Source organism: Streptomyces sp. NPDC047853, from assembly GCF_043204535.1.
GTDB lineage: Bacteria > Actinomycetota > Actinomycetes > Streptomycetales > Streptomycetaceae > Streptomyces.
The window spans coordinates 61,822-76,004 of the sequence record NZ_JBIDCI010000012.1 but is presented as its reverse complement, the minus strand read 5'-3'; the positions used below and the strand labels follow the sequence as shown (position 1 = coordinate 76,004).

The window sequence follows — 14,183 nt, the reverse complement described above, 5'->3', positions numbered from 1 at the left end:
GACGGCGCGACCATGACCCAGGCACCGACACCCACCGCGGACACCGTCCGCCGACTGGTCCGTTCCCTGCTGGGCGGGGACGCGGAACCCGAGGCCGTCCGGCCGGCCGCGGAGGGCACCGTGCCCGCCACCTGGTGGGTCGGCGCCCGGCACGTGCTCCGGCTGGCGCCCGATCGCGAGGCCGCCGTGCGGCAGCGACGCGAGCTGCGGCTGCGCGAGCTGGTCCGCCCGTACGTCCCGGTCGCGGTGCCGGTCAGCGTGGCGCACGGCGAGTGGGCGCCGGGCCTGACCTACACGCTGGACGCCAGGGTGCCCGGCGGATCGGGCGCGGACCACGAGGTGTCGGCGCTGGGCGAGGCGGACCTGGCGGCGCTGCTCGGCGGGCTGCGCGAGGTGCCGGCCCGCCAGGCGGAGACCCTCGGCGTGCCCCGGGCCGTCCCGCGCTCCCTGGAGACGCTGCGGCAGACCGCCGAGCGCGTCGCCCCGCGCCTCGCGGAGGCCGACGAGTTCGACGCCGCCCGACCGGAGCGGCTGACCCGGGCGGCGACGGCCCAGCTCGCCGCCCAGCCCGGCGCGGCCGTCCTCGTCCACCGCGCGCTGGCCGGCGAGCACCTCCTGGTCGGCGCCGACGGCCGGGTGCGCGGTGTCCTCGGCTGGTCCGACGCGGTCTTCGGCGACCCGGCCGAGGACATCGCCGCCCTCGCGCTGTCCGTCGGCTCACCCGCCGCCGTCCGCGCCGCCACCCTCGCCGGTTACGGCGCCCGGCCCTGCCTGCGCGGCCTGTGGCTGGCCCGCTGCGACGCCCTCGTCGACCTCGCGGACGCCCTGCCGGGCGGGCCGCCGACGCCGACGGGCGCGGGCAGGCGGCCCCTGTCCCCGCTCAGGCTCCGCCTGCGGCGGGCCTGGGAACCGATCCTGCTGGAACGGGTGACGGAGCTGCGCGAGGACGACGGCACGGGCGGCACCGGCCCGGGGGAGTGAGGCGGGCGGCGCCTCACTCCTGCACGAGCACCACGCTCGACTCACCGGGCAGGCGCAGCACCCCGTCCGCGCCCGGCCCCTCCACGGGCTCCCACGCGGCGAGCACACGCGCGGGGCGGGCACCCAAGGGGATGGCCACCGGCGCGGAGCCCAGGTTGACGGCCACCCGGAGGTCACCGCGCCGGAAGGCCAGCCAGCGCGCGTCGGCGTCGTACGCCACCTTGGTGTCGGCCAGATCCGGAGCGGTCAGGTCCGCCCGCTCGTGGCGCAGGGCGATCAGCCGGCGGTACCAGTCCAGTACGCGCGCGTGCGGCTCGCGCTCCGGTTCGGACCAGTCGAGGCAGGAGCGCTCGCGCGTCGCCGGGTCCTGGGGGTCGGGGACGTCCTCCTCGCGCCAGCCGTGCGCGGCGAACTCCCGGCGCCTGCCGCCGCGCACCGCCTCGGCCAGTTCCGGGTCCGTGTGGTCGGTGAAGAACTGCCACGGTGTGCCGGCGGCCCACTCCTCGCCCATGAACAGCATCGGCGTGAACGGCGCGGTCAGCACCAGCGTCGCCGCGCAGGCCGCCAGCCCGGGGGAGACCAGCGCGGCCAGCCGGTCGCCCTGGGCGCGGTTGCCGACCTGGTCGTGGGTCTGGCTGTAACCGGTCAGCCGGTGCGCGGCGACGCGGCCCCGGTCCAGCTCCCGGCCGTGCCCCCGGCCCCGGAAACTGGAGTGGGTGCCGTCGTGGAAGTAGCCCCGGGTCAGGGTCTTGGCGAGCGCCGCCGACGGATTCCGCGCGAAGTCGGCGTAGTAGCCCTGCGACTCCCCGGTCAGCGCGGTGTGCAGGGCGTGGTGGAAGTCGTCGTTCCACTGCGCGTGCACGCCCAGGCCGCCCTCCGCGCGCGGGGTGATGATCCGCGGGTCGTTGAGGTCGGACTCGGCGATCAGGAACAGCGGACGCTCCAGGTCGGCGGCGAGGCCGTCCACCGCGGTCGACAACTGCTCCAGGAAGTGGCACGCGCGGGTGTCGACCAGGGCGTGCACCGCGTCCAGGCGCAGTCCGTCGAGCCGGTAGTCCCGCAGCCAGGCGAGCGCGCTGTCCACCAGGTAGGCGCGGACCTCGTCCGAGCCGGGTGCGTCCAGGTTGACGGCGACGCCCCAGGGAGTGTGGTGGGTGTCGGTGAAGTACGGGCCGAAGGCGGGCAGGTAGTTGCCGGAGGGGCCGAGATGGTTGTGCACCACGTCCAGGACGACGCCGAGGCCCAGTTCGTGAGCCCGGTCGACGAACCGTTTCAGCGCCTCGGGCCCGCCGTACGGCTCGTGCACCGCCCACAGCGAGACGCCCTCGTACCCCCAGCCGTGCCGGCCCGGGAAGGGGCACAGCGGCATCAACTCCACGTGCGTGATGCCGAGCCCGGCCAGGTGCTCCAGTCGCGCGGCGGCGGCGTCCAGGGTGCCCTCGGGCGTGTACGTGCCCACGTGCAGCTCGTACAGGACGGCACCGGGCAGCGGACGCCCGGCCCACTCGGTGCGCCACGCGTACCGTCCCTGGTCGACGACCGCGCTCCGTCCGTCCGGTCCGTCCGGCTGCCTGCGCGATCGGGGGTCCGGCAGCACCGGCCCGTCGTCCACCGCGAAGCCGTACCGCGAGCCGTCCCGCGCCTCGGCCTCCCCGCACCACCACCCCGGCCGCTCGGGATCGCGCTCCATCGCACGCGTGACGCCGTCGCACTCCAGCGTCACCCGGCCGGCCTGTGGTGCCCACACCTCGAACTGCACGGACGGTTCCCCTTCGTCTGCTCACCGTGATGTAGCCCGTCCATGGTCCTGCAAAAGCGATCTCCCCGCTGGTGAAAACCGCCGTTCGCGCCAGGTGTCGTGGCGCGCCGGGCGCCGGGCGGCCTCTCCCGTCTCCTGGACACCCCGGCCCGGCTGACCGACAATCACCAGCGTGACGTCGTCCTTCGAGTTCAACACGTACCCCGCGCGGTTGTCCGACGCGGAGCGCGACCAGGCGTTGAAGGTGCTCCGGGACGGCGTCGTCATGGGGCGCCTGTCGCACGACACGTTCGTCCGCAGGATGGAGCTGGCGCTCGCCGCCCGCCGCCTGGAGGAGCTCGCCGCGCTCACCGCCGACCTCCCCACCGAGGGCCGGCTGTCCCGGATGGTGTTCGGCACCGTCGAGGCGGTGTCCGGCTTCGGCGTGCGCCTGCGCAGGGCCTGGCAGGCCGAGCGGCTGCCCAAGCTGCTGCTGCCCCACCCCGGCACCGGTCACCCGCTGCGCATAGGGCGCGACCCGGCGAACGGGCTGCGGCTCACCCACGAGACGGTCTCCCGCGTGCACGCCGAACTGAGCCGCCAGGGCGGCATGTGGGTGCTGCGCGATCTGGGCTCCACCAACGGGACCACGGTCAACGGCCGGCGGGTCATCGGTGCGGCGGTGGTCCGCGAGGGCGACCTGATCGGTTTCGGCCAGATGGCCTTCCGACTCGCGGCGACCTGAGCCGGAGACAGGGTGGTCGAAGCCCAGCTCTGGCCTGGACTTTACTCGGAGTCGCGCATTCCGGTGGGCCGGGCCGATGGCGCAAATGCCTTTGCCTGTCGTGGTGTTGACGTGCCCCGCAAGTCGTGACTGACTGTGCGTACACCACGCACGCCAGGTGAACCGACGGACCGCATCGTGGAGGTGTGCCCTGCCGCCCCTCCTGCGCTACCCGACCGTGGACGAGCTGGGCGCCCGGGCCGCCGCGCTCGTCGCCCGCCACCCCCGGCAGGCCCGCCTGCGCCGCGTCGGCACCTCCCGCGCGGGCACTCCACTGCTGCTGCTCTCCGTCGGCCACGGCAGCCGCCAGGCCCTCGTCGTCGCCGGACCGCACGCCAACGAACCCGTGGGCGGCGCCACCGTCCTGCGGCTCGCCGAGCGGGCCCTGGCGGACCCCCGGCTCACCGAGGGCGCCGACGCCACCTGGAACCTGCTCCTGTGCGCCGACCCCGACGGCCTGCGCCGCAACGAGGGCTGGCTGGCCGGCCCGTACACCCTCGGCCGCTACGCCCGGAACTTCTTCCGGCCCGGCTTCCTGGAGCAGCCCGAGTGGCTGCCCGACGGCCCGGACCACGCCACGCTGCCGGAGACCCGCGCCCTGCTCGCCCTCCAGGACGAGCTGCGGCCCTTCCTGCACTGCTCCCTGCACGGCGTCGACGTGGGCGGCGGCTTCGTCGAGCTGACCCACAACCTGCCCGGCATCGCCCAGCGCATCGCCCACGCCGCGGCCCGGCTCGGCATCCCCCGGGAACTCGGCGCCTACGACACCCTGTACTGGCCCGACCTCGGCCCCGCCGTCTACCGCATCCCACCGCCCCGCCGCGGCGACCTCACCGCGGCCATCACCGAGGCGGCCGTCGAGTCCACGTGGTGCCATCCCCGGCGGTACGGGACCGTCACCGCCGTCGTCGAGGCGCCCATGTGGGGCGTGGCCGCCGTCGCGGACGGCTCGCCCCCGGCCGACCGGGACGCGGTGCTGCGCTCCGTGAGCCGCACCCTGCGCCAGGACACCCGTCGACTCCAGCGCGTCCTCGCCCGCATCCGGCCGCACGTCGCCACCGACCCGGACGCGGCCCACCTGCTCGCCCCCGTCGACGACTACCTGCTGGTCTGCCCCCGGCTCGCCGACGCGTGGGACCCCGACACCGACGACGGTTCGGACCGGTCCCTCCCGCCCATGAGCACCGCCCACCTGGTCGCCCTGCGGCTGGCCGGCCGGCGGCTGGCCCTGCGGACCGCGGGGCTGCTGCACCAGCTGGTGACCCGGACCGGGGACGATCCCACGGGTGTCCTGCCCGAGCTGGACCGGCTCGTCGACGAGGGCTGCGCCGACTACCGCGACGGCTGTGCGGCCCGCTGGATCCCGGTCGCGCGCCAGGTGGAGTACCAGACGCGGGTCGTCCTCGCCGCGTTCGAACTGGCCGCGCGGCACTCCACCGCGGGTTCCCGTTCGGGTGAGCCGGGCTGGGGTTCCGAGGCCGCCGTGCCGATGCACCTGGAATGACCCACACCATCACGGCGGGAGCGGCGCGGGCCGGTCTCCTGGCCGCCGCGGCCCTCCTGTTCACCTGCGCGGCACCGGCCCACGCCACCGCGGAGCGGCGACCGGCGGCCGACTGGCTGCTCCTCACCGTCACCCCGGGCGACGCCCGGGCGGGCGTCCCCGGTGCCCGGCCGGGTACCGGAGGCGGCGCCACGCGCGGTGCCCTGCTGCGGTGCGACCCGCCCCGGGGCCACGCCCACGCGGCCCGTGCTTGCGCGGACCTCGACGCGACGGACGGCCGCATCGACGCCATCCCGCCGCGGAAGGCCCACTGCCCGATGGTCCACGCCCCGGTGACCGCCCACGCGAGCGGCCGGTGGCGCGGACAACAGGTGGACTACACGCGGACCTTCCCGAACACGTGCGTACTGGCGGCGAGTACGGGGGCGGTGTTCGCGTGGGACCGAGTGGGGTGATCACGCCGGGCCGGTGACCGGCCGGGCGCGTCACCGCTGGTGCAGTGCGCGACCGGCCAGCGTGAGGAAGGCCTCGCCGACCGCCTCCGACAGGGTGGGGTGGGCGTGGATGTGGCGGGCGACGTCGGACGGCTCGGCGTCCCAGCCGACGATCAGCTGGCTCTCGGCGATCATCTCCGACACGTGCGGGCCCACCAGGTGGACTCCGAGCACCCTGCCGCCCTCCTGCTCGGCGACCACCTTCACCATCCCGCCCTGCCCGTGCACCATCCCCTTGGCGACCGCGGTCAACGGCATGACGTCGACGGCGACCTCGTACCCCCGCGCGCGTGCCTCCGCCTCGCCCAGGCCCACGGCCGCGGTCTGCGGCGCCGAGTACGTCACCCGGGGCACGGCCGCGTAGTCGACGGGCGCGGACGGCACGCCCGCCAGCGTCTCGGCCACCAGCAGGCCCTCGGCGAACGACGCGTGGGCCAGCCCGAGGGACGGCGGCGGCAGCAGATCGCCCACCACGTGGATTCCGGGTACCGCCGTCTCCAGCCTGTCCCAGTCGGCCGGTACGACGAAACCCCGGCGGTCGGTCTCCAGCCCCGCGGCGGCCAGATCCAGCCCTTCGGTGACCGGCGCCCGTCCCACGGCCACCAGGAGCCGTTCGGCCTCGACCGTGACCGTCTCCCCGCGCGAGGTGCGCACCCACGCGCGGACGCCGTCGTCGAGCACCTCGGCGTCCGCCAGCCGGGCGCCCACCCGCACGTCGACGCCGCGCCTCTTCAGACCGCGCGTCAGATGGCGGCCGACGTCCGCGTCCTCCAGCGGCACGATCCGGTCGGCGGCCTCCACGAGGGTCACCTCCGCGCCCATCGAGCGGTGGAACGAGGCGTACTCGACACCGATCGCCCCACCGCCCAGGACCAGGACCGACGCCGGCAGTCCGGGTGCGAACAGCGCGTCGTCGCTGGTCACCACGTGCCGCCCGTCCGGCGCGAGCCCGGGGAGCGTGCGCGGGCGTGAGCCGGTCGCCAGCACGACGCCGCGGCGTGCGGTGAGGTCGAGCGCGCCGTCGACCCGCACGGTCCGTGCGCCCGTCAGCCGGGCGTCGCCCCGTACCACCCGCACGCCCGCGTGGGCGAGGTGCGCCTCCACCCCCTTGTGGTTCCGGTTCACGATGTCGTCGCGGGTGGCGACGAGTGCCGCCCAGTCGACGCCGCCCAGGCTCGCCTGGACCCCCCAGCGCTCCCGTGCCTCGGTGATGCCGTCGACCAGTTCGGCGGCGTGCAGCATCGCCTTGCTCGGGATGCAGCCGCGGTGCAGACAGGTCCCGCCCACCTTGTCGCGTTCGACGAGGGCGGTGTCGAGGCCCAGGGCCGCGGCACGCAGGGCGGTGCTGTAACCGCCGGTGCCGCCGCCGATGACGATCACGTCGTGTGTGTTCATGCCCTCAGCCTCCGTCCGCCTCTTGTCATGAGTCCAAGGCAATGTTCTTGTGGATTCGATGCAGGGCCTTCATGACAGGTCCCGGTGACGGGCAGGGCGCGGGGTGGGGGACGGGGCGGGGATGAGCCTGCGGCAGATGGAGTACTTCCTGGCGGTCCTGGACGAGGCGTCCTTCACCCGCGCGGCCGAGGCCCTGCACGTCACGCAGTCCGCGCTCTCCCACCAGATCAAGGCCCTGGAGCGGTCGGTCGGTGGCGCCCTGCTGGAGCGCATGCCGCGCGGTGTGCGCCTGACCCCCATGGGCCGCGCCTTCCGGCCGCACGCCGAACTCGCCGTCCGCAGCGCCGCCCAGGCCCGCCGAGCCGCCCGCGCGGTCGCCGGGGCCGAGGGCGGCGAACTGCACGTCGCCGCCCTGCACTCGGTGGCCGTCGGCATCCTGCCCGACGTCTTCGCCCGCTGGCGCACCGCCCACCCCGGCGTCCTGCTGCACCTCCACGAGTACGCGACGACCGAGGTGCTCGAGGAGGAGGTCGAGCGCGGCACCGCGGACCTCGCCGTCGGCCCGGCGCCCAGCGACTGGTCCGGCACCGTCGTCACGGTCGGCGAGGAGGAGATCGTCCTCGTGGTGCCCTTCGACGACCGGTTCGCGGGCCGTACGACGGTGACGCTGCCCGAACTGGCGGACCGTCCCTGGGTCCGGTGTGCCATGGAACCCCTCGTCGAGGGCGAACGCTTCCTCGACCTGATGTGCGGACGCGCCGGCTTCCGGCCGCGCACCGCCGTCTTCACCGAACACACGTCGACGGCCGTCCGGATGGCCGCCGCCGGCGTCGGCGTCTGCACGGCGCCCTCGCACATCGTGCGCGGCGCGGTCGGCGAGGACTGCGTGGTCCTTACGCCCGACCCGCCCTGGCGACGCGCCCTCACCGTCTTCTCGCGCCTGCCGCCGACCGGCGCCGCCGAGGCCTTTGTCGACCTGCTGCGCGCGACGTGGCCGACCCCGGGCCCGGCTGCCCCGGCTCCGGGCCTGGCCTCCTCGGCGGCAGACCCGACCTCCCCGGCGGCGGGCCCGACCTCCCCGGCCGCCGCGTGCGGCGCTGTCCCCGCCGCCGCGCGGGGCGGCTGACGCCGGCTCCGGCGGGCCCGCCGCTCAGTCCGTGCCCTCCTCCGCCGCCCCCACCCGCTCCAGCAACGCCACCGGCACTTGCGCGAAAAGCTCCTTCACGCGCGCGTGCCCGGAGAACTCCCGCCCGGGTGTCAGCGCGTCGGCCCACCGGCCGGGCGGCAGCGGCAGCGTCGTTCCGCGCCAGCCGCCCGCCTCCGCCAGCCGCAGGGACAACCGGGTCACGGCGGTCACGACCTCCCCGGAGCGGGCGAACGCCAGGCAGTGCGCCGCCGCGGGGCCCTCGGCGGTGAGCGGCTCGTACGTCGCCGCCGCGCCGAACACCTCCGGCCGCCGCGCCCGCAGTGCCAACGCCGCCCGGGTCACCGCTTCCTTCGTTTCGGCGGTCCCGGCGTCCTCGTCGGCCCCGGTCCCCCCGTCCCCGGCGGGCGGGAAGCGTACGGGCCGCCGGTTGTCCGGGTCCACCAGGGCCAGGTACTCGCCCTCCGTGCCCTGGTAGAGGTCCGGCACCCCCGGCATCATCAGGTGCGTCAGGGCCGTGCCGAGGACGTTGGCCCGGATGTGCGGTTCCAGTGCTTCCCGGAAGGCGGCCACCCGTTCCCCCGGCGTGCCGCACGGACCCGCCGCCACGAACCGGGCCACCGCGTCCTCGTACGCCGGCTCCTGCTCCGTCCAGCTGGTGTACATCCCCGCCTCGCGGACGTGCTTCAGCAGCGCCTCCCGCACCCGCCCGCCGTCGGCGGGCCCCAGCCCGAAGACCGTCTGCCAGGCCGCCCACGCCAGCTGGGCGTCCGGTACGTCCTCGCCGGAGCGGGCGACCTCCGTCAGGACCTCCGCCCACCGTTCGGGAGCCTCCGTGAGCACCGCCAGGGCGGCTCGCACGTCGGCGCTGCGCTTGGTGTCGTGGGTCGAGACGACCGTGCCGGTCGCGGGCCAGTCGCGCTGCACGCGCGCGCAGTACGCGTGGAACGCGTCCGGGGACAGAGCCGGGTCGCCCGGGTTCCCGCCGACCTCGGTCGCCGACAGCAACGGCACGTAGCGGTAGAACGCGGTGTCCTCGACGGACTTGGCGCGCAGCGCCGACGCGGTCTGGGCGAACCGGGTCCGGAACTCCACGTGCTCCGGCCCCTCCCCGTACCGCCCGAGCAGCAGGTCCCGTACGACGTCGACCGCCCCGCCCTCCTCCCGCACCGGGAACGCGAGCCGCGCCTCGGCCGCCGCCTCCTCGGTGACGACGGACGCCGCGTCCACCGAGCCGTAGGGCCGGTACACCTCCAGCCGGACCAGCAGCTCCCGCAGGGCCGTGCGCAGCGCCCACGGCGCCCGGTCGCGCAGGGCGGGCTCCGGGGAGGCGACGCACAGCCGGTGCGCCACCCGCGTCAGCCGGTCCATCTCGGTGGCCAGCTCGAACGAGAGCACCTTGTGGGCCGCGCGGCGCACCGTCGCCGCCCAGTCCCCGCCCCGGTCCGTCCGCGGGGCGGCGAACCGGCGGTAGTGGCCGAGGAGTTCCCCGTAGCCCGCCGGGTCCACGAAGAGCGCGTCGATGTGCCGCAGGGCGTCGTAGCCGGTCGTGCCCGCCACGGGCCAGGCGGCCGGCAGCCGTTCGCCGTCCGCAAGGATCTTCTCCACCACCGTCCACCGGCCGCCAGTGGCCTCGTGCAGCCGCCGCAGGTACGTGTCGGGGTCGGCGAGGCCGTCCGGGTGGTCGACGCGCAGCCCGTCGAGCACGCCCTCGTTTAGCAGCCGCAGCACCGTGGAGTGCGTGGCCTCGAAGACCTCCGGGTCCTCCACGCGGACGCCGATCAGTTCCGAGATGCTGAAGAAGCGCCGGTAGTTCAGTTCGGTGCGGGCGAGCCGCCACCACACGGGGCGGTACCACTGCGCGTCCAGGAGCTGCGGCAGCGGCAGGTCACCGGTGCCGTCCCGCAGGGGGAAGGCGTGGTCGTGGTAGCGCAGTACGTCACCGTCGACCCGGAGGTCGTCCAGGACCTCGCCGACCGGGGCACCGAGCACCGGCAGCAGCACCTGGCCGCCCTGCGCCTCCCAGTCGATGTCGAACCACCGCGCGTAGGGCGATTTCGGGCCCTCGCGCAGCACTTCCCACAGGGCGCGGTTGTGGCGGGGGGACATCGCCATGTGGTTCGGCACGATGTCCGCCACCAGGCCGAGACCGTGCTCCCGCGCGGTGCGCGCCAGCGCCCGCAGTCCCTCCTCGCCGCCGAGTTCCCCGCGCACGCGCGCGTGGTCCACGACGTCGTAGCCGTGCTGAGAGCCCGGCACGGCCTCCAGCACCGGGGACAGGTGCAGGTGCGAGACGCCGAGCGAGGCCAGGTACGGCACGGCCGCCGCCGCGGCCGAGAAGGGGAAGTCGGGCTGCAGCTGCAGCCGGTACGTGGCTGTGGGCACCGTCGGGTCGGGTCGCTCAGGTGTCATGGAAACCTACGTACCCGTCTCACCGCCTTTCGTGTCATCGGCCCCTCCACAGGCGTACGCGCGCGTGACTAGCTTCGAGCGATGGGACGTGACCGGAGCACGGGGAACGGCGCACTGGATTCGTACCGGGAGGTGATCGGCCTGACGGGGCCGCTGCTGCCGGTGGTGTCCTTCCTGGGGCGGCTGCCGACGGCCACCGTCCAGTTCGGCAGTGTCCTGCTGATCGCCCGCACCAGCGGCTCGCTGGCCGCCGCGGGGCTGACCGGGGGAGCGCTCGCCGTCGGGCAGGTCGCGTGCGGTCCGCCGGCCGGCCGGCTCGCGGACCGGCACGGACAGCGCACCGTCGTCCTCGTCCTCTGCCTGGTCAACGCCGTCGCGATCGGCGCGCTGGTGGCGGGCGCGCTCGCGGGACTGGCGCCGCCGCTGTTGGCGCTCCTCGGTGCGGCGGCGGGGGCGAGCACGCCCCTGATCGGCCCGCTGGCCCGGGCCCGCCTGGTGGCGCTCGCCCGCCGGGCCGATGCTCCGGAGCCCACCGTGGGCGCCGCGCTCTCCTTCGAGAGCACCCTCGACGAGGTCTCCTTCGTCCTCGGTCCGGCGCTGGTGGGCCTCGCGGCGGTCCTGGCCCACCCGGCGTACGCCCTGACCGGTGCGGCCGTCCTGGTCGCCGGGTGCGGCACCGCCTTCGCCCTGCACCCCACGGCCCGGGCCACGGCCTCCCCGGCCACCGGGACGCCCGGCGGCCCCCGCGCCCGCCTCCCCATGCCCCGCGCGGTGCACGCCCTGAGGGCCTCGCTCGCCCTCCAGGGGGCGATGTTCGGGGCCTGCCAGGCGGGGATCACCGCGCTCACCGAGCGGCTCGGGAAGCCGGAACAGGCGGGGCTCGTCTATGCCGCCATGGGAGTGATGAGCGCGGTCGCGGGGCTCGCCATGGCCGCCGTGCCCGCCCGCCTCGGACTGCGGGCCCGCTGGCGGACGGCCACGGCCGCCGCGTGCGGCCTGTCGCTGCCGCTGCTGTGGACGGACAGCCTGACCGGCCTCTACCTGGTGGTCACCGTCCTGGGCGTCGCCTACGCCCCGCACCTGATCACCGTGTTCGCGCTCACCGAGCGGGCGGTGCCGCGGGCCCGGCTCGCCGAGGCGATGGCGTTCGCGACCAGCGCCCTCGTCGGGGGCCAGGCCCTGGCCCTCGCGCTCACCGGCCGCCTGGCCGAGTCCCACGGTCCGGTGGCGGCGTTCGCGACGGCGAGCGGGGCGGCCGCGCTCGCCTGCGCGACCGCGCTGGCCGCGCGCCCGGCGCCGTACGCCGGACGCGCGGGGGAGGCCCGGCGCGCACGCGTGGACGACGCGCGCGACCGGGCGCCCTCCTAGACGGGCCGCTGCAGGACCGTCATGCTCCGGTCCACCAGGGTCAGCCGGTCCCCGGCCTGTACCTTCGTCCCCGTCTCCCGCGGCACGCCCTCGGCCCGCGCGGTGTCGACGACCACCTCCCACTGCCGCCCGTGGTCGACCGGCACCACGAAGTCCAGCGGTTTCGGTGAGGCGTTGAACATCAGCAGGAACGAGTCGTCGGCGATGCGCTCCCCGCGCGGTCCCGGCTCGGAGATCGCGTTGCCGTTGAGGAACACCGTGAGCGCCGAGGCCCGGGCCGAGTTCCAGTCCCGCTGGGTCATCTCCCCGCCCTCGGGGGTGAACCAGGCGATGTCCGACAGCTCGTCGTGCGTCCCCTCCACGGGCCGGCCGTGGAAGAAGCGCCGCCTGCGGAAGACCGGGTGGTCCTTGCGCAGCCACACCATCGCGCGGGTGAACTCCAGCAGCTCGCGGCCCACGCCGTCGCCCTCGGGCCACGCCACCCACGCCAGCTCGTTGTCCTGGCAGTAGGCGTTGTTGTTGCCCCGCTGGGTGCGGGCGAACTCGTCGCCGTGGCTGATCATCGGCACGCCCTGGGAGAGCAGCAGCGTGGCGATGAAGTTCCGCATCTGGCGGGCCCGCAGCTCCAGCACCGCGGGGTCGTCGGTGTCGCCCTCGACGCCGCAGTTCCAGGAACGGTTGTGGCTCTCGCCGTCCCGGTTGTCCTCGCCGTTGGCGTCGTTGTGCTTCTCGTTGTAGGCCACCATGTCGTGCAGGGTGAAGCCGTCGTGGCAGGTGACGAAGTTGATGGAGGCCAGCGGACGGCGGCCGTCGTCCTGGTACAGGTCGGACGACCCGGTCAGCCGGGACGCGAACTCGGCCAGCGTGCGCTGCTCGCCGCGCCACAGGTCCCGCACCGTGTCCCGGTACTTGCCGTTCCACTCGGTCCACAGCGGCGGGAAGTTGCCCACCTGATAGCCGCCCTCGCCCACGTCCCAGGGCTCGGCGATCAGCTTCACCTGGGACACCACCGGGTCCTGCTGGACCAGGTCGAAGAACGACGACAGCCGGTCCACCTCGTGGAACTGCCGGGCCAGGGTGGCCGCGAGGTCGAAGCGGAACCCGTCGACGTGCATCTCGGTGACCCAGTACCGCAGCGAGTCCATGATCATCTGGAGTACGTGCGGCGACCGCATGAGCAGGCTGTTGCCGGTCCCCGTGGTGTCCATGTAGTAGCGGGGATCGTCGGTCAGCCGGTAGTACGAGGCGTTGTCGATGCCCTTGAAGGACAGCGTCGGACCCAGGTGGTTTCCCTCGGCGGTGTGGTTGTAGACGACGTCCAGGATGACCTCGATGCCGGCCTCGTGCAGCGCCTTCACCGCCGACTTGAACTCCAGCACCTGCTGGCCGCGGTCGCCCCAGGAGGCGTACGCGTTGTGCGGGGCGAAGAAGCCGATCGTGTTGTAGCCCCAGTAGTTGTTCAGACCCATGTCCACCAGGCGGTGGTCGTTGACGAACTGGTGGACCGGCATCAGCTCCAGCGCGGTCACCCCCAGCTCGGTCAGGTGCTCGATCACCGCCGGGTGCGCCAGGGCCGCGTAGGTGCCGCGCAGCTCCTCGGGCAGGCCCGGGTGCCGCATGGTCAGGCCCTTCACGTGGGCCTCGTAGAGCACCGTGTGGTGGTACTCCGTCCGGGGCCGCCGGTCGTCGCCCCAGTCGAAGTAGGGATTGACCACGACCGAGGACATCATGTGGGGCGCGGAGTCGAGGTCGTTGCGCCGGTCGGGGTCGTCGAAGTGGTAGCCGTACACCTCCTCGCCCCACTGGATCGAGCCGCTGATCGCACGTGCGTACGGATCGAGCAGCAGTTTGGCGCTGTTGCAGCGCTGCCCGCGCTCCGGGGCGTACGGGCCGTGCACGCGGTAGCCGTACCGCTGCCCGGGCATCACGCCCGGCACGTACGCGTGCCGGACGAACGCGTCGCTCTCCCGCAGCTCGACCGCGGCTTCCGAGCCGTCGTCGTGCAGCAGACACAGCTCTACTCGGTCGGCGGCCTCCGTGAAGACCGCGAAGTTGGTACCGGCGCCGTCGTACGTGGCACCGAGGGGATATGCCTCTCCAGGCCAGACCTGCATGAACACGACTCTTTCAGGTGTGGGGCGCCGGTGCGGACGCCATGGCTCCGAGTCTCCCCGAAAGTGAGGCGACCACCTAGCACGTACGTCCTCCTACCCACCCGTCGGCGATGTGCTCGATCCACGCCCCGGGGAGGGCGCCAGGGATTCTTCCCCGTACCGTGCGACGTCACCGCTATGAATCCGCTCACTCCACGGTGTCCCGGTGACCGGAACGCGCGTGTGGATCACGGAGGTTGGGGAAACCGG

General features: G+C 74.6%; 10 protein-coding genes. 6 read left to right on the top strand and 4 right to left on the bottom strand.

Going from position 1 to position 14,183, the window contains the following annotated elements; genetic code table 11:
• Positions 1 to 12 precede the first annotated feature (12 nt).
• A complete protein-coding gene (locus ACGF5T_RS22700) occupies positions 13 to 981 on the top strand; it encodes an aminoglycoside phosphotransferase family protein (protein WP_366767743.1) in 969 nt (322 codons plus the stop codon).
• A 13-nt stretch (positions 982 to 994) separates the two neighbouring features.
• On the opposite strand, the gene treZ is transcribed toward ACGF5T_RS22700, so the two are convergent.
• Entirely contained in the window at positions 995 to 2,740 is a 1,746-nt protein-coding gene (treZ, locus tag ACGF5T_RS22695) for a malto-oligosyltrehalose trehalohydrolase (protein WP_356607479.1), read from the bottom strand.
• A 172-nt stretch (positions 2,741 to 2,912) separates the two neighbouring features.
• On the opposite strand from treZ, the gene ACGF5T_RS22690 reads away from it, so the two are divergent.
• From ACGF5T_RS22690 to ACGF5T_RS22680, 3 genes are all read left to right on the top strand, one after another.
• Positions 2,913 to 3,464 (top strand): DUF1707 and FHA domain-containing protein, encoded by a 552-nt coding sequence (locus ACGF5T_RS22690; RefSeq protein ID WP_356607477.1) that lies wholly within the window; start codon positions 2,913 to 2,915, stop codon positions 3,462 to 3,464.
• A gap of 217 nt (positions 3,465 to 3,681) precedes the next feature.
• Positions 3,682 to 5,007, top strand: a complete 1,326-nt coding sequence (locus tag ACGF5T_RS22685) for a M14 family zinc carboxypeptidase (RefSeq protein ID WP_361009989.1) — start codon at positions 3,682 to 3,684, stop codon at positions 5,005 to 5,007.
• A complete protein-coding gene (locus ACGF5T_RS22680) occupies positions 5,004 to 5,462 on the top strand; it encodes an SSI family serine proteinase inhibitor (RefSeq protein ID WP_356607476.1) in 459 nt (152 codons plus the stop codon). Before ACGF5T_RS22685 ends, ACGF5T_RS22680 begins: the two co-directional genes overlap by 4 nt.
• 30 nt (positions 5,463 to 5,492) lie before the next feature.
• Here ACGF5T_RS22680 and lpdA read toward each other — a convergent pair whose 3' ends face one another.
• Complete coding sequence (lpdA, locus tag ACGF5T_RS22675) at positions 5,493 to 6,896, bottom strand: dihydrolipoyl dehydrogenase (RefSeq protein ID WP_366767744.1); 1,404 nt, start codon at positions 6,894 to 6,896, stop codon at positions 5,493 to 5,495.
• A 121-nt stretch (positions 6,897 to 7,017) separates the two neighbouring features.
• Here lpdA and ACGF5T_RS22670 point away from each other — a divergent pair, with 121 nt between their 5' ends.
• Complete coding sequence (locus tag ACGF5T_RS22670; protein WP_356607472.1) at positions 7,018 to 8,022, top strand: LysR family transcriptional regulator; 1,005 nt, start codon at positions 7,018 to 7,020, stop codon at positions 8,020 to 8,022.
• 24 nt (positions 8,023 to 8,046) lie between these two features.
• Here ACGF5T_RS22670 and treY read toward each other — a convergent pair whose 3' ends face one another.
• Positions 8,047 to 10,452, bottom strand: a complete 2,406-nt coding sequence (treY, locus tag ACGF5T_RS22665) for a malto-oligosyltrehalose synthase (protein WP_366767745.1) — start codon at positions 10,450 to 10,452, stop codon at positions 8,047 to 8,049.
• Between the two features lie 81 nt (positions 10,453 to 10,533).
• Here treY and ACGF5T_RS22660 point away from each other — a divergent pair, with 81 nt between their 5' ends.
• On the top strand, positions 10,534 to 11,820 hold the full coding sequence (locus ACGF5T_RS22660; protein ID WP_366767746.1) for an MFS transporter: 1,287 nt from the start codon (positions 10,534 to 10,536) through the stop codon (positions 11,818 to 11,820).
• Here ACGF5T_RS22660 and glgX read toward each other — a convergent pair.
• On the bottom strand, positions 11,817 to 13,934 hold the full coding sequence (gene glgX / locus ACGF5T_RS22655; protein ID WP_356607467.1) for a glycogen debranching protein GlgX: 2,118 nt from the start codon (positions 13,932 to 13,934) through the stop codon (positions 11,817 to 11,819). The two genes, ACGF5T_RS22660 and glgX, sit on opposite strands and share 4 nt — an antisense overlap.
• Positions 13,935 to 14,183: the final 249 nt, after the last annotated feature.

What these genes read in the sequence shown, in the direction of transcription:
- ACGF5T_RS22700 (WP_366767743.1), top strand. Translation starts at nt 13, where the DNA reads ATGACCCAGGCACCGACACCCACCGCGGACACCGTCCGCCGACTGGTC.
- ACGF5T_RS22680 (WP_356607476.1), top strand. Translation starts at nt 5,004, where the DNA reads ATGACCCACACCATCACGGCGGGAGCGGCGCGGGCCGGTCTCCTGGCC.
- lpdA (WP_366767744.1), bottom strand. Translation starts at nt 6,896, where the DNA reads ATGAACACACACGACGTGATCGTCATCGGCGGCGGCACCGGCGGTTAC.
- ACGF5T_RS22670 (WP_356607472.1), top strand. Translation starts at nt 7,018, where the DNA reads ATGAGCCTGCGGCAGATGGAGTACTTCCTGGCGGTCCTGGACGAGGCG.
- treY (WP_366767745.1), bottom strand. Translation starts at nt 10,452, where the DNA reads ATGACACCTGAGCGACCCGACCCGACGGTGCCCACAGCCACGTACCGG.
- ACGF5T_RS22660 (WP_366767746.1), top strand. Translation starts at nt 10,534, where the DNA reads ATGGGACGTGACCGGAGCACGGGGAACGGCGCACTGGATTCGTACCGG.
- glgX (WP_356607467.1), bottom strand. Translation starts at nt 13,934, where the DNA reads ATGCAGGTCTGGCCTGGAGAGGCATATCCCCTCGGTGCCACGTACGAC.